This is a genomic window from Oleiphilus sp. HI0079 (assembly GCF_001635105.1).
The window spans coordinates 1-3,105 of the sequence record NZ_LWFT01000569.1 but is presented as its reverse complement, the minus strand read 5'-3'; the positions used below and the strand labels follow the sequence as shown (position 1 = coordinate 3,105).

Below are 3,105 nucleotides of genomic sequence, written 5' to 3'. Positions count from 1 at the left end.
TGGATTGATCAGGGAGCGATTCAAGCGCTTCCTATCGCGTCGGTCTCTACACGCAAACTTTCCGGCATGCTTGAGAACAAACTACGCGAGTGGGTTGCAGATAGAACGAATTGGCGGAAGATGCTCAAGCATGAAGTTGAGGAAATAGATTTATTGGCTGAGCGCGACAAGTTATTCGGCGAGATCAATAGCTATTTGTCGGAGCTTAAGAGCCAGTTCCCAGATGAGCAGATTGAATGGCTTGTGTCAGGGGAATTGTTCAACTTTTCTTATCCTCATCTCGCTTGGCCCGAAAAAGCGAAAACCTACAACTTGGATAAAACACCTGAAATCGAAGACACCTTAATGGCGATTAAGGGTCAATATCTTATTTTTGAACAAGCCTGCCTTAATATTCGAAAATATGGGGCTTACGAAGTTTCGCTTTATGCCTAAAAAAAGTCATAGAGCGTTTGTCTAAACAGGAACTTATTATGAAAGACGCAGCTGCGACAGTTACTTATCTAAAAGACTATCAGGTTCCAGCTTTTTGTATTGAGAGCGTTCATCTTACATTCCGTCTATATGAAGATGGCGCAGAAGTGACAAATGTCATGCGAGTGTTGCGCAAAGATAAGAAAGACCAAAGCGCTTTGCGTCTTGATGGCGAAGAGCTGCAACTTAGGTCTATTAAATTAGATGGCTCGTCGTTAGATGAAAGCTCGTATACCTTGAACGAATCCGAGCTTGTAATCGATGGATTACGCTCTGATCACACTCTAGAGGTCGTGACCTGGATTAAGCCTCAAGATAACAAGCGTTTGGAAGGCCTTTACAAGTCGTCGACGATGTTTTGCACGCAATGTGAAGCCGAAGGATTTCGTCGTATCACCTATTACCTTGACCGCCCCGATGTACTGTCGATTTTTACCACCCGGGTTGAGGCGGATCAGAAACTCTATCCTAACTTACTGTCTAACGGTAACTTGGTTGATTCTGGCGAGCTAGGCGAGGGAAGACATTTCGCCGAATGGAATGATCCATTTCCGAAACCTAGTTACTTGTTTGCTCTAGTTGCCGGCGATTTGCATTGTCAGCGAGACAGCTTTACCACGATGAGTGGCAAAGAGGTGCGCTTGGAGATATTTGTAGAGCACAAAAACGCCACTAAGTGTGATTATGCATTGGATGCGCTCAAGCGATCTATGCGCTGGGACGAGGAGGTCTACGGTCGCGAGTATGACCTCGACATCTTCATGATTGTGGCTGTTGATGATTTCAATATGGGTGCAATGGAAAATAAGGGGCTGAATATTTTCAACTCGTCGTGCGTACTCGCCAAGCCAGAAACGACGACAGATAACGCCTATCAGCGCATTGAAGCGATCGTGGCTCACGAATATTTTCACAACTGGTCGGGAAACCGAGTTACTTGTCGGGACTGGTTTCAGCTGAGCTTAAAAGAAGGTTTTACTGTCTTTCGTGACTCGGAATTTTCAGCGGATACAAACTCGCGTGTGGTAAAGCGAATTGAAGACGTCACCCTATTGAGGACGGCGCAGTTTGCCGAAGATGCTGGGCCAATGTCTCATCCGGTTCGTCCTGCGTCTTATATGGAGATTTCCAACTTTTATACTCTAACCGTATACGAGAAGGGAGCAGAAGTCGTTCGTATGTTACATACCTTACTGGGCCCGGACGACTTCCGTAAAGGATCGGACTTGTACTTTGATCGGCATGATGGACAGGCAGTGACGACAGATGATTTCGTCGCAGCGATGGAAGATGTTTCTGGTCGAGACTTGACGCAGTTTAAACGCTGGTATTCGCAAAGCGGTACTCCAGAAGTGACCGTTTCCAGTACGTATGATCCCAAAATGCAGACCTATACGCTTCATTTTAAGCAGACCTGTCCTGCGACTCCGCAACAGCCTGAAAAAGCACCGTTTTTGATTCCCATTGAGCTTGGCCTGCTGGACGAGAGTGGACAGGATATTCCTTTATCCTGTTTCGGTAATGAGACGAGCGCCGTATTTGAACTCTCGGGCGAGGAAGAAAGCTTGGTGTTTGAGGGAGTTACTAGCGAGCCGACGCCATCTCTATTGCGTGGTTTTTCGGCGCCTGTGAAGCTCTATTATGATTACGCTAGTTCGCAACTGCTGTTTTTGACTGAGAACGACAGCGATGGATTTAATCGCTGGGATGCTTCGCAGAAGATTGCCGTCAATGAGCTTCAGCGAATGACGAAGGCAATAGCCGATAAGGAGCCCGCGCAATTATCTTCTGCATTTGTCGAGGCTGTGAGGAAGATTGTGCGTAATGAGCAGCTTGATAAAGCGATGGTGTGCAAGCTGATGCAGTTGCCCAGTGCTTCTTATTTGATCGAGCTGTCCAGTGAGGCCGACGTTGATTCAATTTGTCGTGCGAGGGATCTTGCAAGAAAACAATTGAGCTTTGCGTTGCACTCTGAGCTCTACGAATGTTACAGCCGCAATGTTGCCGGCGAACAGGGCGGGTTGTCTTATGTCGATATGTCTAGGCGCGCTCTGAAGAATGTGTGTCTTGGAATGCTGAGTGCTAATGCAGATGAGGATTTTATTGCTTTGTGCCGCAAGCAGTATAGTGAAGCGGGGAACATGACAGATCAGCTTGGTGCGCTCGCAGCAATGATTGCTTCCGGTAATAAGCAGGACGCTGAAGATTTGCTCTTGCGTTTTTACGATCAATGGAGGGATGACGCTCAGGTTGTGGAGCTTTGGTTCTCTGTTCAGTCGGCAAGCTCTGAGTTTGCTGATTTGTCTCGAATCAAGTCCTTAATGGAGCACGAAGCGTTCGACTTTTTAAATCCGAATAAATTACGCTCGGTGGTCGGTGCTTTTGCTGGGCAAAATTTGAAGCATTTTCATGCTCTTGATGGCGAAGCATATGCATTCCTTGCAGATCAGATTATTAAGTTAGACGATCAGAACCCGCAGATTGCATCGCGTTTGGCGACGCCATTGACGCGCTGGAGGAAGTTTTCAGTGGCGAGGCAAACGCTGATGACCGAGCAGCTTCAGAGAATTCACGGTAAGGAGTCACTCTCAAAAGACTTGAGAGAAATCGTAGAAAAAAGTTTGCCTTAGC

Annotated in this window: 2 protein-coding genes; both read left to right on the top strand. The window is 46.9% G+C overall.

The features are described from left to right. Positions 1-435, top strand: a 435-nt coding sequence (locus tag A3750_RS09335; RefSeq protein ID WP_156498503.1) for a DUF2797 domain-containing protein, incomplete at its 5' end; no start/stop codon positions are given. A gap of 38 nt (positions 436-473) precedes the next feature. Then, complete coding sequence (gene pepN / locus A3750_RS09330; protein ID WP_068548191.1) at positions 474-3,104, top strand: aminopeptidase N; 2,631 nt, start codon at positions 474-476, stop codon at positions 3,102-3,104. Position 3,105 lies beyond the last annotated feature (1 nt).